The sequence below is a fragment of the Saccharopolyspora hattusasensis genome, from assembly GCF_050972075.1.
Lineage (GTDB): Bacteria > Actinomycetota > Actinomycetes > Mycobacteriales > Pseudonocardiaceae > Saccharopolyspora > Saccharopolyspora hattusasensis.
Genome location: NZ_JBPCDC010000001.1, coordinates 4,327,045 through 4,352,980, shown reverse-complemented (window position 1 = coordinate 4,352,980; position 25,936 = coordinate 4,327,045). Strand labels below are relative to the sequence as shown.

22 protein-coding genes are annotated in these 25,936 nt (G+C 70.8%); 9 read left to right on the top strand and 13 right to left on the bottom strand.

All coding sequences use genetic code 11. From position 1 onward, the window contains the following. The first annotated feature begins 104 nt into the window (after nucleotides 1-104). Both ACRXBZ_RS20465 and ACRXBZ_RS20460 read left to right on the top strand, forming a co-directional pair. Entirely contained in the window at nucleotides 105-1,343 is a 1,239-nt protein-coding gene (locus ACRXBZ_RS20465) for a glycosyltransferase 87 family protein (protein ID WP_433880460.1), read from the top strand. 226 nt (nucleotides 1,344-1,569) lie between these two features. Next, entirely contained in the window at nucleotides 1,570-2,601 is a 1,032-nt protein-coding gene (locus ACRXBZ_RS20460; RefSeq protein WP_433880459.1) for an N-acetylmuramoyl-L-alanine amidase, read from the top strand. A gap of 32 nt (nucleotides 2,602-2,633) precedes the next feature. Here the strand turns inward: ACRXBZ_RS20460 and ACRXBZ_RS20455 are convergent, their stop codons facing one another. Next, nucleotides 2,634-3,446, bottom strand: a complete 813-nt coding sequence (locus tag ACRXBZ_RS20455) for an HAD family hydrolase (protein ID WP_433880458.1) — start codon at nucleotides 3,444-3,446, stop codon at nucleotides 2,634-2,636. Between the two features lie 126 nt (nucleotides 3,447-3,572). Between ACRXBZ_RS20455 and ACRXBZ_RS20450 the strand changes: the two genes are divergently transcribed. Both ACRXBZ_RS20450 and ACRXBZ_RS20445 read left to right on the top strand, forming a co-directional pair. Beyond that, a complete protein-coding gene (locus ACRXBZ_RS20450) occupies nucleotides 3,573-4,445 on the top strand; it encodes an LLM class flavin-dependent oxidoreductase (protein WP_433880457.1) in 873 nt (290 codons plus the stop codon). A gap of 363 nt (nucleotides 4,446-4,808) precedes the next feature. Then, on the top strand, nucleotides 4,809-5,444 hold the full coding sequence (locus ACRXBZ_RS20445; protein WP_433880456.1) for an endonuclease: 636 nt from the start codon (nucleotides 4,809-4,811) through the stop codon (nucleotides 5,442-5,444). Nucleotides 5,445-5,670: 226 nt separating this feature from the next. Here ACRXBZ_RS20445 and serS read toward each other — a convergent pair whose 3' ends face one another. The 3 genes from serS to ACRXBZ_RS20430 all read right to left on the bottom strand — a co-directional run bounded on the left by serS (nucleotide 5,671) and on the right by ACRXBZ_RS20430 (nucleotide 8,866). Further along, a complete protein-coding gene (serS, locus tag ACRXBZ_RS20440; protein WP_168586057.1) occupies nucleotides 5,671-6,933 on the bottom strand; it encodes a serine--tRNA ligase in 1,263 nt (420 codons plus the stop codon). Nucleotides 6,934-7,006: 73 nt separating this feature from the next. Beyond that, complete coding sequence (locus ACRXBZ_RS20435) at nucleotides 7,007-8,176, bottom strand: glutathionylspermidine synthase family protein (protein WP_433880455.1); 1,170 nt, start codon at nucleotides 8,174-8,176, stop codon at nucleotides 7,007-7,009. A 3-nt stretch (nucleotides 8,177-8,179) separates the two neighbouring features. Beyond that, entirely contained in the window at nucleotides 8,180-8,866 is a 687-nt protein-coding gene (locus ACRXBZ_RS20430; RefSeq protein WP_433880454.1) for a hypothetical protein, read from the bottom strand. Nucleotides 8,867-9,043: 177 nt separating this feature from the next. Here ACRXBZ_RS20430 and ACRXBZ_RS20425 point away from each other — a divergent pair, with 177 nt between their 5' ends. Both ACRXBZ_RS20425 and ACRXBZ_RS20420 read left to right on the top strand, forming a co-directional pair. Next, on the top strand, nucleotides 9,044-10,000 hold the full coding sequence (locus ACRXBZ_RS20425; RefSeq protein WP_433880453.1) for a septum formation family protein: 957 nt from the start codon (nucleotides 9,044-9,046) through the stop codon (nucleotides 9,998-10,000). A 28-nt stretch (nucleotides 10,001-10,028) separates the two neighbouring features. Beyond that, nucleotides 10,029-10,379, top strand: coding sequence for a metallopeptidase family protein (locus ACRXBZ_RS20420; RefSeq protein WP_433880452.1), 351 nt, complete (start codon nucleotides 10,029-10,031; stop codon nucleotides 10,377-10,379). Between the two features lie 43 nt (nucleotides 10,380-10,422). Here ACRXBZ_RS20420 and ACRXBZ_RS20415 read toward each other — a convergent pair whose 3' ends face one another. Both ACRXBZ_RS20415 and pheA read right to left on the bottom strand, forming a co-directional pair. Then, nucleotides 10,423-11,076 (bottom strand): histidine phosphatase family protein, encoded by a 654-nt coding sequence (locus ACRXBZ_RS20415; RefSeq protein ID WP_433880451.1) that lies wholly within the window; start codon nucleotides 11,074-11,076, stop codon nucleotides 10,423-10,425. Then, nucleotides 11,073-11,996, bottom strand: coding sequence for a prephenate dehydratase (gene pheA / locus ACRXBZ_RS20410; RefSeq protein ID WP_433880450.1), 924 nt, complete (start codon nucleotides 11,994-11,996; stop codon nucleotides 11,073-11,075). The genes ACRXBZ_RS20415 and pheA overlap by 4 nt, the downstream gene beginning before the upstream one ends. Nucleotides 11,997-12,424: 428 nt before the next feature. On the opposite strand from pheA, the gene ACRXBZ_RS20405 reads away from it, so the two are divergent. The 3 genes from ACRXBZ_RS20405 (at nucleotide 12,425) to ACRXBZ_RS20395 (ending at nucleotide 14,518) form a co-directional block, all read left to right on the top strand. Continuing rightward, complete coding sequence (locus ACRXBZ_RS20405; RefSeq protein WP_433880449.1) at nucleotides 12,425-13,033, top strand: macro domain-containing protein; 609 nt, start codon at nucleotides 12,425-12,427, stop codon at nucleotides 13,031-13,033. Between the two features lie 270 nt (nucleotides 13,034-13,303). After that, nucleotides 13,304-13,816 (top strand): DoxX family protein, encoded by a 513-nt coding sequence (locus ACRXBZ_RS20400; RefSeq protein ID WP_433880448.1) that lies wholly within the window; start codon nucleotides 13,304-13,306, stop codon nucleotides 13,814-13,816. A 60-nt stretch (nucleotides 13,817-13,876) separates the two neighbouring features. Further along, nucleotides 13,877-14,518, top strand: coding sequence for a response regulator (locus ACRXBZ_RS20395; protein WP_433880447.1), 642 nt, complete (start codon nucleotides 13,877-13,879; stop codon nucleotides 14,516-14,518). Nucleotides 14,519-14,839: 321 nt separating this feature from the next. Here the strand turns inward: ACRXBZ_RS20395 and ACRXBZ_RS20390 are convergent, their stop codons facing one another. From ACRXBZ_RS20390 to ACRXBZ_RS20360, 7 genes are all read right to left on the bottom strand, one after another. Next, a complete protein-coding gene (locus ACRXBZ_RS20390; protein WP_433880446.1) occupies nucleotides 14,840-15,997 on the bottom strand; it encodes a GAF domain-containing sensor histidine kinase in 1,158 nt (385 codons plus the stop codon). Between the two features lie 444 nt (nucleotides 15,998-16,441). After that, nucleotides 16,442-20,194: a thiol reductant ABC exporter subunit CydD gene (gene cydD, locus ACRXBZ_RS20385; protein WP_433880445.1), complete on the bottom strand. Its 3,753-nt coding sequence runs from the start codon at nucleotides 20,192-20,194 to the stop codon at nucleotides 16,442-16,444. 121 nt (nucleotides 20,195-20,315) lie between these two features. Beyond that, entirely contained in the window at nucleotides 20,316-21,329 is a 1,014-nt protein-coding gene (cydB, locus tag ACRXBZ_RS20380; RefSeq protein WP_433880444.1) for a cytochrome d ubiquinol oxidase subunit II, read from the bottom strand. A 15-nt stretch (nucleotides 21,330-21,344) separates the two neighbouring features. Beyond that, a complete protein-coding gene (locus ACRXBZ_RS20375; protein WP_433880443.1) occupies nucleotides 21,345-22,847 on the bottom strand; it encodes a cytochrome ubiquinol oxidase subunit I in 1,503 nt (500 codons plus the stop codon). A 265-nt stretch (nucleotides 22,848-23,112) separates the two neighbouring features. After that, a complete protein-coding gene (locus ACRXBZ_RS20370; protein WP_433880442.1) occupies nucleotides 23,113-23,805 on the bottom strand; it encodes an IclR family transcriptional regulator in 693 nt (230 codons plus the stop codon). Between the two features lie 4 nt (nucleotides 23,806-23,809). Continuing rightward, nucleotides 23,810-25,015, bottom strand: coding sequence for a fumarylacetoacetate hydrolase family protein (locus ACRXBZ_RS20365; protein WP_433880441.1), 1,206 nt, complete (start codon nucleotides 25,013-25,015; stop codon nucleotides 23,810-23,812). Then, nucleotides 25,012-25,878, bottom strand: coding sequence for a hypothetical protein (locus ACRXBZ_RS20360; protein ID WP_433880440.1), 867 nt, complete (start codon nucleotides 25,876-25,878; stop codon nucleotides 25,012-25,014). Before ACRXBZ_RS20360 ends, ACRXBZ_RS20365 begins: the two co-directional genes overlap by 4 nt. Between the last annotated feature and the right edge of the window lie 58 nt (nucleotides 25,879-25,936).

The window sequence follows — 25,936 nt, the reverse complement described above, 5'->3', positions numbered from 1 at the left end:
GTGCCGCGGGTAGCATCGCGCGCGGCGTCGACTCGCCCCGCAGCCGCCGCGGGCCGGTGACCGGCGCGGTAGCGGGGCCTGATCCTGGGATGGTGAGCATCGGCTTGGCACGCGCGCGTGATGGGCGGTTCCTGCTGGTCGCGGCGGTCGTGATCGAGGTATTCGCGATCTGGTTCGTGCACTGGATCGACACCCGCGGCTACATGGACACCGAGATCTACCGGCTCGGTGCCCGGGCGTGGCTGAACGGTTACCAGGTGTACGGCGACGACCTGACGCCGGAGAGCCCGGACTCCGGCACGCTGCCGTTCATCTACCCGCCGTTCGCGGCGCTGCTGTTCATCCCGCTGACCTGGCTGTCGGTGGACGGCGCGGTCGTGCTGGTGGCGGTGCTGTCGCACATCGCGATCCTCGTCACTGCCTACTCGCTGGCCCGCTCGTCGGACTACCTCGCGCCGCGCGCCGGGCTGGTGGCGGTGGCCACCGCGGTGCTGATGCCGTGGTTCACGCTGATCGAGCCGGCCCGCGAGACGATCAACTACGGTCAGATCAACCTGGTGCTGATGGCGCTGGTCGCGGCCGACTGCCTGCTGCCGCTCACCAGGTGGCCGCGCGGGTTGCTGGTGGGCATCGCGGCGGCGATCAAGCTGACGCCGCTCGGGTTCCTGCTGCTGTTCCTGCTGCGCCGGGACTACCGCGCGATGGCCGTGACGGGCCTGACGTTCGCCGCCACCGTGCTGATCGGGCTGGTCGCCGCGCCGAAGGACGCGGCGGACTGGTGGCTGGACAAGATGCTGTCCACCGGGGACTCCTTCGGGACCGTCTACGCCGGCAACCTCACGTTGCGCAGCCTGCTGGCGAAGCAGTCGCTGACCGGGTTCGAGCTGAACTCGCTGTGGGTCCTCGGTTCGGTGCTGCTGCTGGCGCTCGCGGTGCTCGGCATGCGATACGCGCTGCGGATGGCGAACGTGCCGCTGGCGCTGATGCTCAACGCCGTGCTGGTGCTGCTGGTGTCGCCGATCTCCTGGTCGCACCACTGGGTCTGGGCCGGGCCGACGCTCGCGCTGCTGTTCGCCATGTCGTTGCGGCACCGCTGGTACGGCGTGCTGCTGACCGTCGGGTTGTGCGCGCTGACGGTCCTCGCCGGCCCGCAGTGGTACCTGCCGAACACCGAGGACCGCGAGCTGGACTGGACGTTCTCGCAGCAGGTCGTCGGCAACGCCTACACGCTGATCGGCATCGGCTTCCTGATCGCGGCGGCGGTCGCCTACATCCGCTCCCGGGGTCCAGGCACCCCGCAACTTCCATTGAAATCGAACCGACGATTTCCATTGAAATCGTAGAAGTTGTCCACATCCTCCGGTGTGTCGCGGGCCGACACACCGGTGTTCCGCGATTTCAATGGAAATCGGACCTCTGATTTCCATTGAAATCGCGGGAATCGTCCACAGGGGACGCCGGGTCGTGGTCACTCGGACAGAGCAGTTGACCAGCGGAGGATCCGGACCCACCGGATACTCGCCTCACGTAGGCCGCCCCGATCGCCGTCGCGGAAGCGAGGTATCGCCAATGCGTCTCCGGTTCAGCGTCCCGATCGTCCTCTTGCTCACCGCGACCGCACTGCCCAGTGCGAGCGCGGCGGAGACCCCCGAGACGACCAGCACCCGAGTCGCGTTGCGCGACGCGCCGATGAACCGCGACGCAACGCGGGAAGTGCATCCCGGCGGGGTTTTCGACCTGGTCGGCATCACCTGGCGCGGCCCCGCGCCAGACCGCGTCGAGGTGCGCACCCGGAGCGCCGCCGGCTGGAGCCCGTGGTCGGAGCTGGAAGCGATCGACGCGGCGCAGGGCAGCGAACCGCTGTGGACCGAGCGCGCCGACACCGCCGAGGTGCGGGCCAGCCGGGCGGGCGCGGACGTGACCGGCGAGCTGGAACTCGTCGCGATCAACCCGGGCTCCGCACCCGCCGCACCACCCCGGTCGAGCGCCCCGGGGCAGCCGCCGGTCGTCGGCCGCGCGCAGTGGGGCGCCGACGAGAGCCAGATGACCTGGCCGCCGGAGCGCACCGAGACCAAGGCGGTCGTGGTGCACCACACCGCCGGGACCAACGACTACGACTGCGGCCGGTCGGCCGACATCGTGCGGGCGATCTACCGCTACCACGCCGTCGAGCTGAAGTGGGGCGACATCGGCTACCACGCCCTGGTCGACAAGTGCGGCACGATCTTCGAGGGCCGCGCCGGCGGACTGCGCGACGACATCATCGGCGGCCACGCGCGGGGCTTCAACGGCGGGACGTTCGGCGTGTCGATGATGGGCAACTACGACCGCATCGCGCCTTCCGGCGCCACCATCGAGTCGGTCGCGGCGATCAGCGCGTGGAAGCTGAACACCGCCAGGGTTCCCGCGGACGGCCGCATCGAGCTGATCGCCGGGCCCGCGAACAACTCACACTTTCCGGCCGGCGCGGTGGTTCCGCTACCGACGATCTTCGGCCACCGCGACGTGAGCAAGACGGCCTGTCCGGGGCAGCGCGGCTACGAGCAGCTCGACAAGATCCGGGCCCACGCAACAGCCATGCAACGCGACCACCGGCCATGACCGGTTGACCGCAGTGTCAATTGAACCTGCGGTCACCACCAGCGGTCGAGGACGTGCGCCACGCCGTCTTCGGCGTTGGTTGCCGTGACCTCGTCCGCCACCGCCAGGGCCTCCGGGTGGGCGTTGCGCATCGCCACGCCGTGGCCCGCCCACTTCAGCATCGGGACGTCGTTGGGCATGTCGCCGAAGGCGATCACGTCGGCCTGGTCCACGCCCAGCTCCTCGGCCACCGCCGCCAGGCCGGTCGCCTTGTCGACGCCCGCCGCGGACAGCTCGATCAGCCCGGCCGTCGTCGAGTAGGTCAGCTGGAGCTGCGAGCCGAGCACCGCGCCGGCCGCCGCCGCCATCTCCGCGCTGGTCATGTGCTCGTGCAGGACCAACAGCTTGACCGCGGCCTTACCGGTCAGCTCGCCCGCGCCGGCCACGTGGATGTCCGAATTCGGCCACACCCGGCGGAAATCGGCCTCGGCGAGGAACTGCTCGTGGGGCCGGTCCCGCGCGCCGTCGGTGGTCCGCTCCACCGCGAAGGCGCAGCCCGGCAGCTCGTGCCGCAGCTCGCGGGCCACGTCGTGCAGCAGCACCGGGTCGATCACGTGGCTGTGCAGCACCCGGTCGGCGGACGCGTCGTAGAGCACCGCACCGTTCGCGCAAACCGCCATCCCGGACACGCCCAGCCCATCGACGACCATCGGCATCCAGCGCGGCGGACGCCCGGTGGCCAGCACGAACGGCGTGCCCGACGCCACCACCCGCTGCACCGTCCGCGCGGTTCGCGGGCTCACCCGCTCCATCGGGTCGAGCAGGGTGCCATCCACGTCCGATGCCACCAGGCCAGGTTTGCGCACCCAGTCATCCTGCCCGGTCCCGGTCGTCGCGCGGGAGGCCCGGGCCCCTGTTACGCGACCCGCGCCACGTTCCGCATCACCTGATCGGGTCGATAAGGGCGAGGCTCGACCAGTACGGTCAACGGCGTGCGAGTTGGGATCGTGATTCTGCCCGAACACCGTTGGTGGGCTGCCGAGCCGCTGTGGCGGATGGCCGAGGAGTACGGCTTCGCCCACGCCTGGACCTACGACCACCTCGGTTGGCGGTCCCTGGTGGACAAGCCCTGGTTCGACGCGGTCCCGACGTTGACCGCGGCCGCCACGCTCACCTCGACGATCCGGCTGGGCACCCTGGTCGCGTCGCCGAACTTCCGGCACCCCGCGCACTTCGCGCGCGAGCTGACCGCGCTGGACGACATCGCCGATGGCCGCATCACGCTCGGCATCGGCGCGGGCGGCATCGGTTTCGACGCGCACGTGCTGGGCCGCGCCGAACTCACCGCCGGGCAGCGCGTCGACCGGTTCACCGAGTTCGTCGAGCTGCTCGACCAGATCCTCACCCAAGACTGCACCGACTACTCCGGCGAGTACTACACGGCCGTCCAAGCGCACCGGGCGCCCGGCTGCGCGCAGCTGCCCCGGATGCCGTTCGTGATCGCCGCCAACGGGCCGCGGTCGATGCGGTTGGCAGCGGAGTACGGCCAGGGCTGGGTCACCACCGGTCGGCCTGCCGACGACGTGGAGACCTGGTGGCGGTCGGTCGCCGAGCTGTCGCTGCGGTTCGCCGAAGTGCTCGCCGAACAGGGCCGCGACCCGGCGAATGTCGACAAGTATCTGCAGGTGGACGCCGCACCGGCCTACTCAATGTCCAGTGTGGACTACTTCCGGGACGTGGTCGGCCGGGCCGCGGAGCTCGGTTTCACCGACGTCATCACGCATTGGCCACGCCCCGAGGAGCCGTACGCGGGCAAGGAGTCCACTGTCGAGGAGATCGCCTCAGAGGTCCTGCCCGAACTGTGATCTCCCCGTGACAAACCCGAGCACGCGCCGACGCATCGCACGGGGCATGCAAGGCACTACATGGGGCGCACTCGCCGATTCACCGTTCTGCCGTTCGTCGCTCGCGCTGACCGCACTCGACCGCAGGTTGCTCGCAAGCACCCAGCGGCACGCCCGGCTCTCCCGCGGCGGGCCGTCGGTGTCGACCGTCGGCGCCTCGTTGTCGTTGTCGCGCAAAACCGGCGGATCCGGTCGCCGAGACCGGCCAGCGCGAGGCCTGCGCGCCACTCAGGGGGTTGGACACGTCCCACCGTAAGCCGGGCCGCAACCGCAGGTGTGCCCCCGGGAGCTGCCGGGAAGCCTTTCCGGCAGGAGGTGGTGGCGATGTCGGTGAAGAACGTCGTGCAATTCCTGCTGGACGAGGCGGGCACCACCTATGCCGCCCAGGCCGGGATCTCGTTGGCGAACAAACCCGCCCCGCTGTACCGGTTGCTGGTGCTGTCGATGCTGATGTCCACCCGGATCAGGGCGGAGCTGGCGGTATCGGCCGCGCGCGAACTGGCCGAGTTCGGGACGCCGCAGAAGATGTGCGACGCGACCTGGCAGCAGCGGGTCGACGCGCTCGACCGCGGGCACTACGCGCGGTACGACGAGAGCACGTCCACGGCGCTCGGCAAGGGCGCGCAGCTGCTGATCGACCGGTACCACGGGGATCTCCGGCGGATGCGCGCGAAGGCCGACGGGGACATCGGCCTGCTGCAGGAGAAGCTCACCGAACTTCCCCGGCTCGGGCCGGTGGGCGCGGACATCTTCTGCCGCGAGGTGCAGCTGGTGTGGCCCGAGCTCCGGCCGATCTTCGACAAGAAGGCGTTGGCGGGCGCGGAGAAGCTCGGCCTGCCCACCGATCCGGACCGGCTCGCGGGCCTCGTCGAAGGGCACGAGCTCGCCCGCCTGGCGGCCGCCCTGGTCCGGGCGACCCTCGACCGCGGCCTCGCCGCTGAGATCACCAAGGCGGCCTGAACCCACTGGTCAGGACCCATGAGCGCGTCGCGGGGTTCGCAAGTTCCATTGAAATCGAAGGTCCGATTTCAATGGAACTTGCGTAGGACGGAGTCCGGACGACGACCGCAATTTCCGCAGGGGGCCGTAGTTCCCGCAGGGGGCCGTAATTCCCGCAGGGGCCGCACGCACCGAACTCGACATGACACGTGAGACGAGCCTGGAAATCAGCCCCCGGCCTGGATGATCACTTGGGTTCGAGAACCTCGCGGCCGCCGAGGAACGGGCGCAGCGCCTGGGGCACCCGCACCGAGCCGTCCGGCTGCTGGTGGTTCTCCAGGATCGCGACGATCCACCGGGTGGTGGCCAGCGTGCCGTTGAGCGTGGCGGCGAACTGCGGGCGGCCGTCCTCGTCGCGGTAGCGGGTGTTCAGCCGCCGCGCCTGGAACGTGGTGCAGTTCGACGTCGAGGTCAGCTCGCGGTAGGTCTGCTGGCTCGGCACCCACGCCTCGCAGTCGAACTTGCGGGCCGCGCTCGCGCCGAGGTCCCCGGCCGCCGTGTCGATCACCCGGTAGGGCACCTCGATCTTGGCGAGCATCTCCTCTTCCCAGGCCAGCAGCCGCTGGTGCTCGTCGCGGGCCTCGTCCTCCCGGCAGTAGACGAACATCTCCAGTTTGTTGAACTGGTGCACCCGGATGATGCCGCGGGTGTCCCGGCCGTAGGAACCGGCCTCCCGGCGGAAGCACGTCGACCAGCCCGCGTAGCGCAGCGGGCCGGTGGAGAAGTCCACGATCTCGCCCGAGTGGTAGCCCGCCAGCGGGACCTCGGAGGTGCCGACCAGGTACAGGTCGTCCTCCTCCAACCGGTACACCTCGGTGGCGTGCGCGCCGAGGAACCCGGTGCCCTCCATGATCTCCGGGCGAACCAGCACCGGCGGTACGACCAGGGTGAAACCGGCGGCGGCGGCCTGCGCGGCGGCCATGTTCAGCAGCGCCAGCTCCAGCTGCGCACCGATGCCGGTCAGGAAGTAGAAGCGGGCGCCGGCGACCTTCGCGCCGCGCTCCATGTCGAAGGCGCCGATGGCCGTGCCCAGCTCGACGTGGTCCTTGATCTCGAAGTCGAACTCGCGCGGCACCCCGACGTGTTTGAGCACGGCGTAGTCGTCCTCGCCGCCCGGCGGCACGTCGGCCTCGACGACGTTGGACACGGCCTTCTGCGACCGCAGCAGCTCCTCGTCGGCCGCCGACTGCTCCGCCTCGGCCTCCTTGACCTGCGCGGCGAGCTCCTTGGCCCGGGTCAGCAGGGCCTCGCGCTCCTCGCCCTTGGCCTTGCCGACCTGCTTGCCGAGCTGCTTCTGCTCCGCGCGCAGGTTGTCCGCCCGGGACACCGCGGACCTGCGACGCTCGTCGGCGGACAGCAGCGCGTCCACCAGGGACGCGTCCTCTCCTCGTGCGCGCTGCGAAGCGCGCACCGCTTCCGGGTCATCGCGTAGCGTCTTCAGGTCGATCACAGCTGGTCAGCGTAGCCGCCCACCGCGAGAGCCCCACCCGCAGGGTGCGTCCTGCCGCGATCAGGGTATGGGGTCAGGAGCTCGCGGGGATGCGGTGCGGCACGAAGGCCGCGCCGTCGTCGGTGATCAGGCCCGCCGTCTCGCGGATGCCGAGCCCCGCCGACGAGTCGCCGACCACCCATGCCCCGAGGGCCGGGCGCATCCCGTCGAACTCCGGCAGCGGGTCGAAGGCCTGGTAGACGTAGCCCTCCGAGCCGTACACCCCGCCGGTCTCGGTCTCCCAGCCCGGCGCGACGACCGCGATGTTGTTGCCCTCGCGCCCCAGGCGGGGCTTGCGCACGTACTCGGTGAGCAGGCCGGGCTGGTCCAGGAACGTCGGCAACAGGTTGGGGTGCCCCGGGTGCATCTCCCACAGGATCGCCAGCAGCGCCTTGTTGGACAGCAGCATCTTCCACAGCGGCTCGACCCACTGGGTGGCCGGCAGCGTTTTGACGGCGTGCTTGCCGAAGTCGTCGTCGACCATCCACTCCCAGGGGTAGATCTTGACGACCGAGTTCATCGGCGCTTCTTCCAGGTCGACGAAGCGCTCCAGCAGGCTGTCCCAGCCGATCTGCTCGATCGGCAGGCCGACGGTGTCCAGCCCGGCCTCAGCCGCGGTCTCCTGCAGGTAGGCCGCGGTGATGTTGTCCTCGCCGGTGACGTCCGCAGACGACCAGGTGAAGTGCACCTCGTTGGTGGCCAGCTGCTTGGTGATCTCGCCCCAGCGCTCGACGAGCGTCTCGTGGATGGAGTTCCACTGGTCGTCGCCCTCGTGGCACTCGGTCAGCCAGTGCCACTGCACGACCGCCGCCTCCAGCAGCGAAGTCGGGGTGTCGGCGTTGTACTCCAGCAGCTTCGCCGGGCCGGTGCCGTCGTAGCGCAGGTCGAACCGGCCGTAGAGGTGCGGGTCGTGGCGCTTCCAGGAATCGGCGATGTGCGGCCAGACCCACTCCGGGATGCCGAAGTCCTTGTAGCGCTCCGTGATGATGACGTGATCGACGGCGTCCAGGCACATCGAGTGCAGCAGCTCGACGTCCGCCTCCAGCGACAGCACCTCGTCGAGGCTGAACTCGTAGTGCACGCCCTCGTCCCAGTAAGGCCGCGCCGTGCCGTCCGCCGCGCGCGCGGGCGTGCCGAAGACGAGCCCGAGCTCCTCGACCTTGGCCTGCCAGTCCGGTCGTCGTGCCGTGGTCCTGCGCCGCACTCGTCAGCTCCCGCTACTGCCGCTCTTGCTGCTGATGCCGAACCCACCCCGCTGGATGGTCTTGCCGCTGGTGTCCTTGATCGTCGAACCGGACGGCTTGGTGAAGGTCGACCCGGAGGCCGGCGAGCCGATCGGCGGCGCCGACACGCCGGACGGCGTGTACGCGTAGCGGTAGGAGTTGTAGCCGCCGAAGCCCCCGGTAGGCAGGAAGATCGGCATGAAGAACATGCCGCCGTCCACGTAGCCGCCGTGCGAGTTCACGTAGTTCGCGTCGCAGTACTGATCCTGGTCCCTGTTGCCGGGCTGGCCCGACTGGTCCGTGGCGCAGTACTCCTGGGTGGCGTTGGCCTCGTTGCTGACTTCCGACGCGGTGTACATCGCGGCCACCAGCGCCACGACGCCGACCGTCGCGCCGCCACCGATCATCAGGCGGCGCCGCTTCTTCGTCTTGGCCTCCGCGGCCTCCAGCTCGGCCCGGTGCTGGTCTTCGCGGCGCTGCTCGGCGGCGACGCGGGCGCGCTGCTCCGCCAGCGTCGGCTCGCGCGGAGTCGTGTGCTCGGCATCCTGGTACCGGATCCGGCCGCGCCCCGCCTCTTCCGACGGCTGGGGCGGCGGCGGTTGCGCCGGGGTCGTCCCCGCGTGCCCCTGCGGCTGCTCGTCGTCTGCCACTGGCTTGCCATCTTCCGTCATAGCCCCACTCCCGAACGCAACATTACCTATTGAGGCGACGTGCCCGGCAACGAATCGGTTCCGAACCTGCTAGAGGGCATCGCGCAATCCGGGACGCGGCGAGGCATCATGTGTTCGATGGCAGCGCGCAAATCCCCTCCCAGTCCACGCCGGAACAAGCCCAACACTCGGATCGTGATGATCTCGGCTGCCATCGGCGCCCTACTGATCCTCGTGGTCAGCGCGGTGCTGAACTGGCCCACCGGCGGCGGTCCCGGGACCGGCGGCCGCGGGGTCGGCGGCTCCGGCCAGATCGGTTCGGCCCCGGCGCCGGAGGCGGTGTTCGATGCCAAGGCGGGCGACTGCCTGAACTGGAACGACCCCGACGCCGGCGATATCAGGAACGTCACCTGTGCCGAACCCCACCTCTTCCAGGTCACCGGCAGCTCGGAACTGCGCGGCGAGTTCGGCGACAACGCCCCATTCCCGGACCCCGAGCAGTGGCAGCAGATCAAGCAGCAGCGCTGTACCGACGTGTCGAAGGGCTTCCTGGCCAACCAGTTCGACCCGCACGGCCGGTTCAGCGTGGGCGCGTTCACCCCGAGCGAGGATGGCTGGGCCGACGGCGATCGAATGCTGCACTGCGGCATCCAGCAGCCCGGACCGTCCGGCAAGCTCTTCCCGATCACCGGCAGCGCGGCCCAGATGGACCAGTCCAACGTCTACCCGGTCGGCCGCTGCCTGGGCATCAACGGCACGGCGGTGTGGGACCCGGTGGACTGTGCCCGGCCGCACTCGGTGGAGATCACCGGCCAGGTCGACCTCGGCGAGCAGTTCCCCGGCGGCTACCCGTCGGAGACGGACCAGGACGGCTTCCTCGCGACCAGGTGCGCGGAGCTGACCGACAACTTTGCGGGCGGCCCGACGGTCGCCAAGGACAAGGGCCTGGTCCCCTACTGGGACACGCTGGCGCCGGAGAGCTGGGACGCCGGTTCGCGGCAGGTCAACTGCAAGGTCAGCGCGCAGCTGCCGGACGGCAGCGGGCTCGCGCCGGTGACCGGCAGCGTCAAGGGCGAGGTGCAGGTCGGCAAGGAGCCGGCACCGAAGGACGCGGCCCCGAACGAGCCGGGCGTGCCCGCGACGGAGCCCCGCTGACGCCTGCCGAGTGCGGTAGAACGGGTTCATGCCGGTGGAGATGACCCGCGCCCGGTTCGAGGAACTCGTGGCCGACGCCCTCGATCTGCTGCCCGCGGAATTCGCGGCCGCGATGAACAACGTCGTGGTGCTGGTGGAGGACACCCACCCCGAGGACCCGTCGCTGCTGGGGCTGTACGAGGGCATCGCGCTGACCGAGCGGGACAGCACCTACGGCGGGGTGCTGCCGGACCGGATCACGATCTACCGCGAGCCGCTGCTGGACATGTGCGCGGACGAGGAAGAAGTGGTCGATGAAGTCGCGGTGACGGTGGTGCACGAAATCGCCCACCACTTCGGCATAGACGACGAAAAGCTCCACGCCCTGGGCTGGGGCTGAACCGGCAACGACACCGGGAACTGTGGTCAGGTGAGACTGCAGATCAGGGGGTGCCGAGGCCGTCCCAGGAGAGGCAGCGCCAGCCCGTGCGGACGTCCGGGTCGGCTTCGAGGACGATCACGCCCGTGTTCGGCAGATGCCTCGCGTTGGCGTGGGCTGCGTCGACGTTAGCGGCGATGGCGCACGCCGCGAGCCGCAGCATCGCGCCGTGGCTGACCAGCGCCACCGCGCCGTCACCCGCGCCGTCGATGGCGCTGCGCGCACCCCCGACGAACCGGGTCAGCGCCTCGCGACCGGTTTCCCCGTCGGGCATCGGGATGTCGATCCGCCCCTCATGCCAGCTCTCGTAGACGTCATCGAAGACCCGCAGCGCCTCCGAGTCGCCACGCCCCTCCAGCTCCCCGACGTAGATCTCGTGCGTTCCTTCGACGATCTCGACCGGCAGCCGGTGCCGCTGCGCCAACGGCTGCGCCGTCTGCTGCGCGCGTAGGGCGCGGCTCGCGTGGATCGAGATGATCTTCTCCCCGGCCAGCCGCTCTGCCAACCGCGCCGCCTGCCGCTCGCCCAGCTCGGTCAGGCCGGGGCCGGGCGGCAAGGTGTCGAGTTCCTGCCGCACGTTGGCCAGGGTCTGCCCGTGGCGGGCCAGGATCAAGCGCAATCCGGTGGGCGCCTCCAGCTCGTACCCGAAATCGATCACGCCAACCGTCCCGCGCGGATGTCTTCGAGCCACTTCGCCGAAACCTGGAACGCCTGCTCCGAGGCGGATGGGCGCACGCTGGCCGGCGAGCGGTCCGCCTTCGGGTAGGACCCGAGGAACAGCACGGTGCTGCAGCGGCGGTGCAGCGCGGTCAACGCGTCGCCGATCCGCGCGTCCGCGACGTGCCCGTCGAAGTCGAGGAAGAACCGGTACTCGCCGAACCGCTCCCGCAACGGCCGGGATTCGATGCGGCTGAGGTTGATGCCGCGCAGCGACAACTCGGCCAGCATCTCAGCCAGCGTGCCGACCTCGTCGCTGATCACCGCACACACCGAGGTCCGGTCCGCGCCGGTCGGGTCCGGCAGCGCGCCGGGGCGGCGGACCAGCAGGAAGCGGGTGACCGCATCGCGCACGTCGGCGATGCCGCCGGCGAGCCGCACCAGCGACGGGTAGTGCTCGATGGCCACCGGCGCGGAGATCGCCGCGTTGAACTCCCCGGCCACCACCGCGGCGGCCGCCGCGGCGGTGGAACTTGTCGCGCAGACGCTGGCGCCCGGCAGGTTCTCGGCCAACCAGTCGCGGACCTGGGCGAGGGCGTGCGGATGGCTCGCCACGGTACTGATGTCAGACATCGCGATGCCGGGCCGACCCAGCAGGTCGAACTGCACCGGCAGCACGACTTCCTGCACCGCGCCCAGCGGCTCGTCGGTGGTCAACGCGTCCAGCGTGGCGGCCACCGAGCCTTCGACGGAGTTCTCCACCGGCACCCCGGCGGCCAGCACCGCACCGGAGCGCACTGCGGCGAGTGCCAGCGGCACGGTCTCGTACGGCACGAGTTCGGCGTCGAAATCCCCGGTCAGCTGCCGGGTGGCTTGTTCGGTGAAGGTGCCCGGCGGGCCGAGGTACGCGATTTGTGGCACCCGCCCAGACTAAGAGCCTGATGGTGAATGGTCTGGGCGGGTGGTCGCTTAGCGGAACCTGAGCGGTTCCCTGGACTGCGGTGCCCCTCCTGATGTATGTCCAATACGCGGCAGAGGGGCCGTTCTCGCCAGAAAACCTCTCAGAACCCGCCGATGGTCGTCTTGGCAAGGTGAATGCAAGCGGCTACCCGCTTCCAAAGGCGCGGACGGCATTCGCCGGCAGGCTCTCAGCTCAGAGGGGCCGTGTCCGCCGCGCGTAGCGGTGCCGACGGTGCAACCTCGGCGGCCGGAAGGCGGACTGCCACTCGTCCGGGCGCGCGGGCGCGGGCGTCCACTCGACGGCGGGACGTTCCGGGCGGCGGGTCCGCGCTCCGACAAATCGGCGAATGTGTGACCTACCCAATGCCACCGCGTCACACATTCCTGCGATGCTGTGGGGCGTGACCGCAGATTCGGGGCGCTCAGCGGATGGAGCGGAGCCGGAGCTGCAGCTCGTCCTGTGCGCGTTAGACGAGCCGCTGGCCGCCGCTTGGCAAGAGATCGCCGACGGCCGAGCCGGCCTCACCCTTCACCGGGGTTCGGTGCTCGACCTGCGGGTCGACGCGGTGGTGAGCCCGGCGAACTCCTACGGCTGGATGCGGGGCGGCATCGACGCGGTGTACTCGCGTGTCTTCCCCGAGGTGGAGGAGCAGGTCCGCAGCGCGGTGCTGGCGTACCACGGCGGCGAGCTGCCGGTCGGCGAAGCGCTGCTGGTGCCCACCGGGGCGCCGAACCCGATCTGGCTGATCAGCGCTCCCACGATGCGGGAACCCGGCGAGCAGCTCCCCGCCGACACGGTCCACCCCTACCTCGCGGCGCGAGCCGTGCTGCGGCTCTGGGCCAGCGGTGTCCTGGAGAACGGCACCCCGGTCCACCAAGTGGTCCGGACTGTCGCGATGCCCGGCCTGGGCACGGGCACCGGTGGGGCCGCCCCGGAACTGTGCGCACGCCAGGTCGCGGCGGCGTGGGACGAGATCTTCGCCCGCGTCGACCTCTGAGACCGGTCAGCCGAGTGGACCGCAGCCGAGATGTCGACTCGCCATGTTCGAGTTTTGGGCACGGCCGATTATGCCGAATTGCCCGGGTGGGTCCCGCACTCGGCGGGTCGCACCCGGTTCTGTCGGCTTTCCTCCGGGGCCCCGCTGCGGATTTCAACCCACTGGACGGATGAAGTTGAGCCGACCGGGCGCAAGTTCAGATGATCAAGCGCGCCGAGGGCGAAATGAGTACCGTCGGGCACACCGGCCGACCACCGAGGAGGTCCCCAGATGCTCATTCGCCGTTTGGCCCGGCCGATGCTCGCCGCAACCTACATCTACGACGGATTCGGGGCGTTGCGCGATGCGCCGACCCACGCCAAGGCGGCCGCCCCGCTACTGGAGAAGACCACGGCCCCGCTCAAGGACTCGCTGCCGGAACGGTTCCCGACCGATCCGGAAACGCTGGTGCGCATCGACGGCGTGGTGAAGATCGGGGCCGGAGCCCTGCTGGCGCTCGGCAAATTCCCGCGGCTGGCCGCGCTGCTGCTCGCCGGCAGCACCGTGCCGACCACGCTGGCGGCGCACGCGTTCTGGGAGATCGACAATCCACAGGAGCGGGCCAACCAGCAGATTCACTTCCTCAAGAACATCGGGCTGCTCGGCGGCTTGCTGATCACCGCCGTCGACACGGGCGGCAAGCCGTCCGTCGGCTACCGGGCCAAGCGCCGCGCGCGCAAGGTCGCCAAGCACACCCACCACAGCGTCGGCGCGGTCAAGGGCGCGGCGAAGGCCCGGAAGTAACCCGGTCGTCAGGCGACCCTCAGCGCATCCGCCGCCGAGCACGTACGTAGCGTGGTGCTCGTGCCAGTGAGGGTGCTGCTAGTCGATGATCATGAGGTGGTCCGGCGCGGGCTCCGCGACCTGCTGGACACCGAGGAAGACGTGGTGATCGTCGCGGAAGCCGGCGGCGTCGGCGAGGCGCTGGTGCGCGCGCAGGCGACCGAACCCGACGTCGCGGTCATCGACATGCGGCTGCCCGATGGAGACGGGCTGGAGCTGTGCCGCAGGCTGCGCGAGCTGCCGCAGCCGCCGTATTGCTTGGTGCTCACGGCCTTCGACGACGAGCAGGCGCTGGTCGGCGCGATCAACGCCGGTGCGTCCGGCTATCTGCTGAAACAGGTGCGCGGGCAGGACCTGGTCAACGCGGTACGCGAGGTTGCGGCCGGGCATTCGCTGCTGGATCCGATCACCACCGGCCGGGTCCTGGCGAGGTTGCGCCAGTCCACCAGCCCCGAGCCGGACGAACTCGCCGCCCTGACCGAGCGGGAGCGCAAGGTGCTGGAGCTGATCGGCGAGGGGCTGACGAACCGGCAGATCGCCGAGCGGCTGTTCCTGGCGGAGAAGACGGTCAAGAACTACGTGACCTCGGTGCTGGCCAAGCTCGGCATGGAGCGCCGCACCCAAGCCGCCGCCTGGGTCGCCCGCCGCCAGAGCCAGAGCTGAGCAAGACGGTTTCCAGACTCGTCCTGCGTGGCGGTGCGGGAAGCGGCCCCCTGCGGGAATTACGGAAGCCGCCTGAACTCCAGGATTCCCGACTCATGAGCCAATTCACCACGCCGGGGACTGGCCTCGCCAGACGACGCTGAGAACCCGCGACGGGTGCCGGTTGCGTGTGTGGGCCAAGCGGCTGCGCCGCTGCAAAGACAAGAGCCCACCCTACCCACGCCCCTGGACGGCCACTTCCAGAACAGCTTCCGCGGCGCCGAAAAGTACTCCCGGGTGGGCGGCGGACGGAGCTGGTCGGGTTTCAGCTCTGACGTTGGTTCAGGCGCTGCTGGAGAGCGGGACTTCCCAGGTGACCGTGGTGCCGCTGTCCGGAGAGGACGTGATCACGCAGCGGCCGCCCGCCGCGACCGCGCGCTCTTCGAGGTTGCGGAGACCACGTTTGCTCACGTCGCGCGGAATTCCGCAGCCGTCGTCCACGACCTGCAGCAGCAGTCCCGAATCCAAGCGCCGCACCCGCACCAGCACGGTCTGCGCCCCGGCGTGCCGGACCACGTTGGACAGCGCTTCGCGGAGCGCGGCGCGGGCGTGGTCGGCCACCGGCACCGGCACGTCGCTGAAGTCCCCGTCGATCTCCAGCCGCGGCGGACGCCCCATCAGCTCCCCGGCGATCTGCACCTCGGAGCGCATCGAGTCGTCGAGCAACGGCGCGTGCGCGGGGATTTCCGGGTCCGCGGAGCGCAGCGTGCGGGCGGTGGCCCGGACCTCGGCGATCGCCTGGTCGATCTGCTCCATCGTCTCGGACAGCCGGGCCGCGTCGGCGGTGTCGAGCCGGCCCGACAGCCGCCGCTCCAGGACCTCCAGCTGCACGCCGGTGGCGTAGAGCCGCTGCACGATCACGTCGTGCAGGTCGCGCGCGATGCGCTCCCGCTCCTGATAGACCGCGATGCGCTGGCGCGCCGTGGAGCCCTCCGCGAGCACCAGCGCGAGACCGGCTTGAGCCGCGAACGAGGTCAGCACGTCCACGGCGACCCTGGTGAAGGTGCTGGCACCGCGCCGCCGGTAGACGGCCAGCGCGCCGAGCCGCCGCTCGCGGGTACCGAAGGGCGCGACGGCGAACGGGCCGTAAACCCGCAGCGAGGCTGGCACGTACGGGGCCGTCAGCGGGTCGTCGATCAGGTCGTCGACGACGACCGGCACGCCGCTGCGGGCGACCCGCGCCGCCGCCGAACGCGACGACAGGACGGTGCCGACCGGGTCGGCGAGCGGGCCGATCGCGGTGGGTGCGCCGTAGGCGGCTTCGACGGTCAGGCGGCCGTCGTCGGCGCGCACCGTGACGACGCCTAAGTCGGCCTCCGCCAGTTCGGCGGCGCGGCGGACGACCAGCGGGAGGACCGCGTCCGGATCCTCCGCGGACAGCGCAGCCCGGGTGATCTCGGTGGACGCTGCCAGCATGCGCCTGGCGAGGGTGGAATCCATGACATGCACGAGGCTATAGCTCCCGCAGGCGCGAAGTCGGCTCCGAACGACGCAGCTCACAGCGCATCCCGATACCTCCGGCTGGCAGCCCCCATGCCGATCGCCGCGATTTCGCGCGAAATCGCCGCCTCCCCCTCACGTGGACCGGCGATTTCGCGCGAAATCGCCGCACCTCGCGGTCCGGCGGCGTACCCGCTCCGCGCGACCGATCACGGCGCTGATCTCTGCGAGGCCGATCGGGCGAAGGACTCCGCCCGCGACGGCATGGCTCGTCGTGCTTTGGCCGCGCGCCATGGCGCCCTGCGATCCGGCGCATCGCGTGCTTTGGGCTGCCGCATCCCAGCCCCCGCCTTGCCCAGGGGTTGGCGGGCCTGCGTTTTCGCTGGCCCAACGGTGCGCCCCGGGGCTGCCGGTCGAGGAGCGGCGACGGCGCGCGGACGGCGTTCACGAGAACGCTTCCTCGCGTTGGTTGTTGCGGACGACCGTGATTTCGCCGCCCTCGACTCGCAGGACGATGTCGGCGTGCTCGGTCTCCGACCAGCGGTGCGTCACGTGGACGACCGTGCGTCCCCGCAGCTCGCTGCGGAGGCGGACGAGCAGCTCCTCCGCCGTCGGCACGTCCAGGTGCGCGGTCGGCTCGTCGAGCAGCAGCAGGTCCGCATCCGCGAACAGCAGGGCTCGTGCCAGCGCGAGGCGCTGCGCCTCGCCGCCGGACAGGGCCGCTCCGCCGCTGCCGACCAGCTCGTCCAACCGCTCGTCCCAGCCCGGCAGCCCGGCCAGCCGGAGCGCCTCGCCGAGCGCCTGGTCGCTCGCGTGCGGCGCGGCGAGCCGCAGGTTCTCCCGGATGGTCGTCGAGACCAACTGCGGCTCCTGCGGGCACCACGCAACCCGCTGCGGCACCCGCGCCTCGCCGCGCTCGGCACCCAGGAACCCCAGCAGGAGCGCCAAGAACGTCGACTTCCCGCCGCCCGAGGGCCCGACAACCGCGACGTGCGCCCCATCCGGCACGCGCAGATCCACGCCCCGCAAAGCCAACTCCGCCGACCCAGGCCACCGGACGTCGGCACCGGCCAGCTCGACGCCACCGGAACTCGGTTCGGCCGCACCGCGCTGATAGCCATCGCGGGAATCTCCACGCACACCAACGAATTCGGCACCGCTGGTCGGAGCCCCGCTAAGCTCCCCGCCACCGGCGGTCGTCGCTTCACTCCTCGACTCACCGCTATGGCCAACGGTCGAGGGCTCCGCGTCACCGCTGCGCTGCGCCGCCCCGCGCCCCGCCGCACCACGACTGGCAGACCGAGCCCCAGCCTCACCGCTGCGCTGCGCCACCTCGCGCCCCATCGCACCACGACTCGCAGACCGAGCCCCAGCCTCACCGCTCCCCAAAGCCACCTCACACCCCGCCCAACCAGCACGACTCGCAGACCGAGCCCCAGCCTCGCCGCCCCGCCGAGCCGCTTCCGCCGCACGGCCACGACTCGCCTGCGGCTCGCCAGACCCTGCCGCGAGCAGTGGCGCCAAGCGCGCTTGCGCTGCTCGCAGCGACTGCCACTGCTGCGCCGCGGGCGGCAGCAACGCGACGGCTTCCGCCGCCGCTAGCGGCACCAGGCCCAGCAGTGGCGCGAGCTCCGGCACCAGGCGGCCTTCGGCCACCGCCTCCGCACCAAACCAGGCTCCGCCGAGCACCGCGATGCCGACCAGCAGCGTATTCACCGCCGTCGCCGCACCCGCGCCGAACGCCGCGCGGCGGGCGCGGGCAGCCAGCCGCTCGTCGGCGGCAGCGAGTTCCGCTCGACGCTCGATGTGCGCGCCGAAGGCGAGCAGCTCCGCTGAGCCGTCGAACAGCGCGAGTACGCGAGCCGCGACACGGCGCCGCCCTTCGGCCACGGCAGTGGTCGCGCGGCGCTCCGCCACGAGCGCAGCGAGCGGGCTCGCCACGAAGGCGACGAGCAGCGCAGCTGCGAGCACCAAGCCCGCTTCGGGCAGCACCAGTGTTTGGAGCACCACCGCAGCGACCACGACGACCGTCGCGACCAGCGGCGGGAGGATCACGCGGGGCTCCAGGTCTCGGACGGTGTCGACATCGTCGACGAGCCGTGCGACACCCTCGCCGCGGCGCAGCCCGGCGGTGCGCACCGGCCCGAGTCGCACGAGGGCCTCCCACAGCTGCCGCCGGAGGCGGCCGGAGAGCCGGAAGGCGGCGTCATGCGTGACGAGCCGCTCCGCGTAGCGGAGCACCGCGCGCGACAGCGCGAAGGTGCGCACGCCCACGACGGCGACCGAGAGCGTGAGGATTGGCGGCTGCTGCGAAGCACGGGCGATCAGCCAGGCCGAGGTCGCGGTCAGCGCGAGGCCGGAGAGCAGCGACAGCGCTCCGAGGCCGACGCCGAGGAGCGTTCGCGGCGTGATCAGGTCGCGGATGCGACCGGTCGCCGCCGGCAGGTCGGGCGGAGCGGCCGGGACGGCCGCGGTGGCTGCTTCCGGTTCGGTCGCGACCGCCTCCGGGCGGTGGCTCGCGAGCACGACGGTCGCGCCCGCGTCGGCGGCGCGTCGGATAGCCGCGTTGACCTGGTGCGCAGTCGTCGCGTCCAGGTGCGCAGTCGGTTCGTCGAGCAGCAGGATCGTCGCCTCGCCGTGCAGCCTCAGCAGGGCTCGGGCCACCGCGACCCGCTGACGCTCCCCTGTGGACAGTTCGTCGATGCGGCGGTCGCGGAGGTGGGCGGCGACCGCTTCGGACAACGCTTCGCCGACGTGGGCCGTCAGGTCGGGTTGGTCGGCCGTGGCGATCGCGAGTTCGTCGGCGACGGTGCCGCCGGTGAAGGTTGGGCGCTGCGGCACCCATGCGATGCGGCGTCGCCACTCGGCCGCGTCGAGCTCGGCGATGTCCACGCCGCCCCAGGTGATCGCGCCTTCCCTCGGGGCGGCGAAGCCGAGCAGCACGGCCATCGTCGTCGACTTCCCGCTGCCGCTCGGCCCGATCCCGTCGAAGCCCTCCAACCGCACGATCTCGCCGGGCCGCGCGACGAAGCTCAACCCGTCCGGCGCGAACCCGTCCCGCCGCCGCACCCGCAGCCCGGTGACGCGCAACGCGCTGTCGGAGCGAACGGACCGTTCACGCCGATGAACGAGGTCAACAGGCCGTTCGCGCGAACCCAACCCCTCCGAAGCGAACGGACCGTTTGCCTCACCTACCGGCGCGAACGGACCGTTCGCTTCACCACCCTCACCTCGCCGCGAAGCGGTGCGACCGCTCACGATCTCGTCGACCCTGCGGACGGCTTCGACGCCGTCCTCGCTTGCGTGGTGGGCGGCTCCGGCCGCGCGCAGCGGCAGGTAGCACTCCGGCGCTAGGACCAGCACCAGCAGCCCCGTCGCCAGGTCGAGGTCGCCGGAGACCAGCCGCAGGCCGATGCCGACCGCCACCATCGCCACCGACAACGACGAGAGCAGCTCGAGGACCAGCGCGGACAGGAAGGCGATGCGCAGGGTCGCGATCGTGGTACGGCGGTGCGTGTCGCTGACCCGGCGGACCACCTCGCCTTGCGACCGCGCCCGCCCGAACGCCGTCAACACCGGTAGCGCCTGGATGAGCTCCAGCAGCTGGCCGGACAGGCGCTGCACCGCGTCGGCGGCCCGCGAGGTGCGCTGCTCGGTGTACTTTCCGACGAGCCACGCGAACAGCGGGATCAGCGGCACGGTGATCACGACGACCAGCGCGGAAACCCAGTCGGAGAACAGGATCCAGGCCCCCGCCAGCGGCGGCACCACCGCGGCGGTCACCAGGGCGGGCAGGTATTTGGTGAAGTACGCGTCGAGCGAGTCGAGGCCCTTCGTGGCGAGCGCGGTCAGCTCGGCCGGGCCGCGCTGCTGGGTCCACTCCGGCCCCCGGCGCAACGCCGAGTCCAGCAGTAGGCCGCGCAGCTCCTCCTTCGCGCCCGCCGCCGCCCGGGCGGACACGGTTTCGGTCGCCCAGCCCAGCACGGCCCGCGCCACCACCGCTGCGGCCAGCACGACCAGGTAGTGACCGATCGCGTCCGGCGCCGCGCCCCGGGTCACCACCGCTGCGAGCGCGCTGCCCAGCGCCCAGGCCTGCACGATCAGCGCGACGGCGTTGCCGACCGAAAGCAGCCCGGCCACGACGAGCGCACGCCGGGCCGCCCCGGACAACCGGGGCAGTGCTCCCAGCGGACCCATCACGAACTCCCTGTCATCTGCTGCTTCCCGGCTCATCCCGCGGGCTTGCGGCGACTCCCGTGAGCGCTTTGGGGCGCTATAGCACCGCAAAGTACTCACGGTCCCTGACCTGCGGAAATCGTCATGTGCTGGGTACGTGCACCGGTGGGATGTGCTGGGTGCCGATGCGCTTGCGGAACACCCAGTACGTCCAGCCCTGGTAGATAAGCACCGCCGGGGCACCGAAGGCCGCCACCCACGTCATCACGGTCAGCGTGTACGGGCTGGACGCGGTTTCCGCGATTGACAACGACCACTCCGGGTCCAAAGTGGACGGAATCACGTTCGGCCACAGCGTGCCGAACAGGGTCACCACCACGCCGACCAGCGCCACGCCCTGGAGCGCGAACGCCTGGCCGTCCCGCCACCGGTACAGCCTGGCGAGCCCGGCCAACGCCGCGACCAGCGCGATCACCAGCGGCACCCAGGTCCAGGTCTCGCCCTCCAGGAGCTGCGCGGTGAACACCAGCGCGATCACCGGCAGCAGCAGCGGCACCCCGGCCCGCAGCGCGAACCGCCGCGCCCGCTCCCGGAGCTCGCCCTCCGTCTTGAGCGCCAGGAACACCGCACCGTGCAGCAGGGAGAACCCGCACACCGCTAGCGCGCCGATCACGTTAGGCAGCGTGAAGATCGTCCACCAGCCGCCGACCCGGTCCCCATGCTCGTTCAGAGGCAGGCCGAAAACGCTCGCGGACAACACCAGCCCGACGATCATCGGCGAGATCCACGAGGCGAGCACGATCACCGTGTCCCAGGTGCGCCGCCAGCGCGCGGTGTCCACCTTGCCGCGGTACTCGAACGCCACGCCACGCCCGATCAGCGCGACCAACAGCACCAGGAACGGCAGGTAGGCCGTGCTGAACAGGGACGCGTACCAGCCGGGGAAGGCCGCGAACGTCGCGCCGCCCGCCACGATCAACCAGACCTCGTTGCCGTCCCAGACCGGGCCGATCGTGTTGATCAGCACCCGCCGCTCCTCGTTGCGGCGGCCCAGCACCGGCAGCAGCATGCCGACGCCGAAGTCGAAGCCCTCCAGGAACAGGTAGCCCAGCCAGAACAGGACGATCACGCAAAACCAGAAGGTGGGCAGATCCATCGCAGGTGCAGCCTCTCAGTACGCGAAGGACAGGGCTTCGCCGGACTTCTCCTCGCCCTCTGGCGGCTTCGGCGGCATCACCCCGTCGAAGCCGCCGCGGACATAGCGGACGATCAGGAAGATCTCCACGATCGCGAGCGCCCCGTACAGCGCGGTCAGCACGAGCACCGAGGTCAGCATTTCGCCGGGGTGCACGCCCGCGGACACGGCCGATGCGGTGTACATCCACACGCCGTCGACGCCGGACGGATCGGGGTTGGGCACGACCACGAACGGCTGGCGGCCCATCTCGGTGAACACCCAGCCGGCGACGTTGCCGAGGAACGGCAGCGCGATGCTCAGCACCGCCAGCGGCGCCCACCACTTGCCCGGCGGGAACTTCCGCTTGCGGGTCAGCCAAAGCACGGCCAGCGCGCCGAGCGCCGCCAGCCCGCCAAAGCCGATCATGAACCGGAATCCCCAGTAGGTCACCGGCAGGTTCGGCACGTAGTCGACGGGCTGCCCGGCGAACGAGCCCAGCCGCGGGTCGTCCGAGTAGTGCGTGCCGTACTTGGCCTGGTACTCCGGGATCAGCGCCTGCACGCCCTTGACCTCGCTGTGGAAGTCGCCTTCCGCCAGGTAGGACAGGATGTAGGGCACGGTGATGCTCTTGACGTTCTCGCAGTCGGGGCGGGTGACGTCGCCAATCGCGAAGATCGAGAAGCTGGCGGGCGCCTCGCTGTGGCACAGCGCCTCGGCGGAGGCCATCTTCATCGGCTGCTGCTGGAACATCAGCTTGCCCTGGACGTCCCCGGAGATCGCGAGCCCGGCGAACGCGACCACCGCGACCCACGCTCCCAGCCGCATCGAACCGTGCCAGGCGCGGCGGTCCTCGTCGTCGGCGTCGGACTTGCGGTGGTGCCGGGCGATCTGCCAGGCGGCGATGCCGATCAGGAACGAACCGGCGACCGCGAAGCAGCCGAACACGGTGTGCGGAAACGCCGCGAGCACGGTGTTGTTGCCCAGCACCGCCCAGATCGAGGTTAGCCGGGGCCGGCCGTCGACGAGCTCGATGCCGACCGGGTGCTGCATCCACGAGTTGGCGGCCAGGATGAAGTAGGCGGACAGCACCGTTGCCAGCGAGAATGCCCAGGCGCAGGCCAGGTGCACGCCCTTGGAGAGCCGGTCCCAGCCGAAGATCCACAGGCCGAGGAAGGTCGACTCGACGAAGAACGCGAGCAGCCCCTCCATGGCCAGCGGGGCGCCGAAGACGTCGCCGACGAAGCGCGAGTAGGAGCTCCAGGCCATGCCGAACTGGAACTCCTGCACGATGCCGGTGACCACGCCCATGGCAAAGTTGATCAGCAGCAGCTTGCCCCAGAACTTGGTCATCTTCAGATAGCGCTGCTTGCCGGTGCGGTACCACGCGGTCTGCATCCCGGCGACCAGGATCGCCAGCCCGATGGTCAGCGGGACCATCAGGAAGTGGTAGACCGTCGTGATCCCGAACTGCCAGCGGGCGATGTCGAGCAGATCCACGGCTCCACCCTGCCGCCCCGAGCTGAGAAATCGCAGAGGCAAGGGCCCTATCTCGCCCGGTCGAGGGTCCTAACCCGGACGGGACCTTGGTCCTGGTCACGCTGGGCAATCACATTCACCGTATCGTGTACAAATATCAAAGCGATCTGGTGAGGCGGAAGACTTAAGCGCAAAAAACCGGATCGGGAGTACCGGCTCCGGTTCCTCGCGCGCGATGCCCGGCCGATGACCACTGGACATCCGAAGCAGCGCCCACCGGCGGGTATCAGCGGAGTGCTTCGGCGACCGCCTCCGCCGCCTCCAGCACCAGCGGGCCGACCTCGTCGGGCGCCAACGGCTGCAGAGCCACCACGCCCACGCTGGCGCGCAACCCCGGCACTCCGCGCACCGGCGAAGCGACTCCGAACGCCCCCGGCTGCAGGTCGCCGCTGCTGGTGATCCAGCGCGGCCCGCCGGGCGGCAGGTCCACGGCGCGACCGGCCGCCCCGCGCTGCACCGGATGCCGGCTGCCCACCCGGTACGACACGTGGTAGCTGGTCCACGACGGCTCGGCGACCGCGACGACCTGCGCCTCGCTGCCGTCGGCCACGGTCAGGTGCACCGTCGCGCCGACCTTCTCGGCCAACGCCCGCAAGGCGGGCAGCGACGCGGCGCGCAACTGCGGCAGCACGCGCCCGGCCAGCCACAGCACGCCGAGCCCCAGCCGCACCTTCGAGCCCTCGCGGCGCACCAGGCCGCGGCTCTGCAACGGTCCGAGCAGCCGGTACACCGCCGCGCGGCTGACCCCGACGGTCGCCGCCAAGTCGCTGATGGTGAGTGCTTCGCTTTCCGCGTCCGCCACGGCCTGCAGCAGGCTGAGCCCGCGGTCCAGGGTCAGCGAGCTCTCCTTGGTGCCCGGCTGGACGTCGCGGTGCAGGCCCACCGGGGCGCGGATCGGCTCGGGGCTGGGTTGGGCCATCGCGTCACCTCCGAGCCGCGGCCAGCACCGTGCCGGTAACCTCGCCGAGCCCGATCACCGAGCCGTCAGGTCCCGGTGCACTGCCACTCAGTGTCACCCGGTCCCCGTCCTGGAGGAAGGTCCGCTGCTCTCCGTCTTGCAATGTGATCGGTTCCGCCCCGCCCCAGGTCAGCTCCAGCAGGCAGCCCCGTTGGTCGCGCTCCGGGCCGGACACGGTTCCGGAGGCGAACAGATCACCGGGCCGCACCGGCGCACCGTTCGCGGTCAGGTGCGCGAGCTGCTGCGCGGGCGACCAGGCCATGTGTTCGAATCGCGGCTGGGACAGCAGCGTCTCGTTGCAGCGCACCTCCAGCCGCAGGTCCAGCCCCCACGGCTCGGCCTCGACAAGGTAGGGCTGCAACACGTGCTCCGGTGCCGGAGTCGGCACGCGGGCGTGCTCGAATGCTTCCAGCGGGGTGATCCACCCGGCGACCGACGTGGCGAACGACTTGGCCAGGAACGGCCCCAGCGGCTTGGACTCCCAGGCCTGGATGTCCCGCGCCGACCAGTCGTTGACCAGCGCCACGCCGAACACGTGCTCCGCAAAGTCCGAAGTGGACACCTGGGCGGCCGGTTCGCCGCCGCAGACGAACCCAACCTCCGCTTCAAAGTCCAGCCGCCGGGTCGGGCCGAACGCGGGCTGCAGGTCACCGGCGGCCCTGCGCTGCCCGCGCGGGCGGTGGATGTCGGTGCCGGAGACGTAAACGGTGCCCGCCCGGCCGTGGTAGGCGATCGGCAGGTGCGCCCAGTTCTCGGGCAGCGGCTCGGCGGCGCTGCGGAAGATGCGCCCGACGTTCTCGGCGTGGTGCCGCGACGAGAAGAAGTCGACGTAGTCGGCGACCGCGAACGGCAGCACCAGGGTGTGCCAGTCAGTGCGCACCAGCCCCGCACCGGCCGGCGCCCGGTCGGCCGTGACGAGCTCGGTGAGCCGCTCCCGCAGCTCGTGCCAGCGGTCGCGGCCCGCCGCCAGCAGCGGGTCGAGCGAGGAGCCGGAGACGAGCTCGGCGAGTCGAGGACCGAGCGCCCCGGCAATGCCGCGCAGCGCCAGCGCATGCCGCCCGACCCGCACCGCGATGACCGGTCTCCCGCCGGTCACCAGCACCCCGTAGGGCAGCGTCTGCGGGCCGAACGGCTTGTCCGGGGCGAACTCGGGGTCCTCGATCCAGGTCAAAGCAGCCCCAATCCTTCGAGTTCGGCGACCGGGTCCTGCAACGAGCACGAGCCGTAGGACGCGAAGACGTCGCGCACCGCGTTGGCCGCGTCGTCGGACAGGGCGCTCGCCTCCTTCGCCAGCGCGGGGCCGTCGGTGCTGGCCAGCGCCGCCCGCACGTCCTTGCCGGACAGCGAGCGTGCGGTCGCGACGAGGATGTTGAGGAAGCCGTGGTGGGTGAAGCCGGTTTCCGGATCGGTGCAGCGCACCGCGGTGTGCAGCCCGGTGGTGGCCTTGAAGGGCACGTCGAGGGTGCCGGCGACCGCGATGAAGTCGTTGACCACGTCGATGGACGGCACCGATTCGGCGGTCTGCCCGCCGCAGCGCAGCTTGGGCCAACAACCGTGCTCGGCGACCCGCCGGATGCCGCCCAGCCAGCCGTCACCGCCGCGACGCGGCTCGACGACCCGGATGATGTCCTCGGGCACGAACTCCGAGACCCGCTCCAGCCAGATGTCGTCGACGTCCGACGGCGCGGGCATCTCGACCATCCGCAGCGCCAGCAGCTCCTGTCGCCCCTCGATGATCGACAGGGCCTTGGGCACGCCGCCCAGCCCGGTGTCGCACACCAGCGAAAGCGGCACCGGCGAAGCTGGCTTCGCCTTCGCCAGCTCGGTGATCAACTCGGCCAGTCGGGACGCCTTGCACAACATTGGCCCAAGCAGGCCCGCGTACTCGCCGCCGCGCGCGTCCAGGTGGTCGGCCACCGCCTGCTGCACACCGGCGGTTCCCGGCGGAAACAGCGCGGCGTCGTCAACCAGTCGGGCGAACAGGGGCGGGATGCCGCGCGGACCGGGCGCGCGAAGCTCAACAGCGCTTGACACGGCTGACACGCTAATGCCGTACCGGCGAGTGAACAAAGGTGCCCGATAAACGGACGTC

What these genes read in the sequence shown, in the direction of transcription:
- ACRXBZ_RS20445 (WP_433880456.1), top strand. Translation starts at nt 4,809, where the DNA reads ATGTCGGTGAAGAACGTCGTGCAATTCCTGCTGGACGAGGCGGGCACC.
- ACRXBZ_RS20370 (WP_433880442.1), bottom strand. Translation starts at nt 23,805, where the DNA reads ATGGCCCAACCCAGCCCCGAGCCGATCCGCGCCCCGGTGGGCCTGCAC.
- ACRXBZ_RS20430 (WP_433880454.1), bottom strand. Translation starts at nt 8,866, where the DNA reads ATGACGGAAGATGGCAAGCCAGTGGCAGACGACGAGCAGCCGCAGGGG.
- ACRXBZ_RS20400 (WP_433880448.1), top strand. Translation starts at nt 13,304, where the DNA reads ATGCTCATTCGCCGTTTGGCCCGGCCGATGCTCGCCGCAACCTACATC.
- cydB (WP_433880444.1), bottom strand. Translation starts at nt 21,329, where the DNA reads ATGGATCTGCCCACCTTCTGGTTTTGCGTGATCGTCCTGTTCTGGCTG.
- ACRXBZ_RS20390 (WP_433880446.1), bottom strand. Translation starts at nt 15,997, where the DNA reads ATGGATTCCACCCTCGCCAGGCGCATGCTGGCAGCGTCCACCGAGATC.
- ACRXBZ_RS20420 (WP_433880452.1), top strand. Translation starts at nt 10,029, where the DNA reads ATGCCGGTGGAGATGACCCGCGCCCGGTTCGAGGAACTCGTGGCCGAC.
- cydD (WP_433880445.1), bottom strand. Translation starts at nt 20,194, where the DNA reads ATGGGTCCGCTGGGAGCACTGCCCCGGTTGTCCGGGGCGGCCCGGCGT.
- ACRXBZ_RS20460 (WP_433880459.1), top strand. Translation starts at nt 1,570, where the DNA reads ATGCGTCTCCGGTTCAGCGTCCCGATCGTCCTCTTGCTCACCGCGACC.
- ACRXBZ_RS20425 (WP_433880453.1), top strand. Translation starts at nt 9,044, where the DNA reads ATGATCTCGGCTGCCATCGGCGCCCTACTGATCCTCGTGGTCAGCGCG.
- ACRXBZ_RS20405 (WP_433880449.1), top strand. Translation starts at nt 12,425, where the DNA reads ATGCTGTGGGGCGTGACCGCAGATTCGGGGCGCTCAGCGGATGGAGCG.